The organism is Streptomyces antioxidans, assembly GCF_000968685.2.
Classification (GTDB): domain Bacteria; phylum Actinomycetota; class Actinomycetes; order Streptomycetales; family Streptomycetaceae; genus Streptomyces; species Streptomyces antioxidans.
Genome location: NZ_LAKD02000257.1, coordinates 1 through 284 on the forward strand (window position 1 = coordinate 1; position 284 = coordinate 284).

At 63.0% G+C, this 284-nt stretch carries 1 protein-coding gene; it reads right to left on the bottom strand.

Annotated elements, in window-relative coordinates; all coding sequences use genetic code 11:
- Nucleotides 1-284: KR domain-containing protein (locus VT50_RS38045; RefSeq protein ID WP_143645413.1), on the bottom strand; the 284-nt coding region annotated here is incomplete at both ends.

Below are 284 nucleotides of genomic sequence, written 5' to 3' on the forward strand. Positions count from 1 at the left end.
GCCGCGTAGTTGCTCTGCCCCGGACCACCCAACGTCCCAGCCGCCGAAGAGAACAGCACAAACGCCGACAGATCCAACCCCGCCGTCAACTCATGCAGATTCCACGCGGCATCCACCTTCGCCCGCAACACCGGCTCAACCCGCTCACGCGTCAACGACGTCAACAACCCGTCATCCAGCACACCCGCCGCATGCACCACACCACTCAGGGCAAAATTGTCCGGCAACCCCGACAACACCCCAGCCAAAGCCCCACGATCAGCAACGTCACACGCCTCGACCAA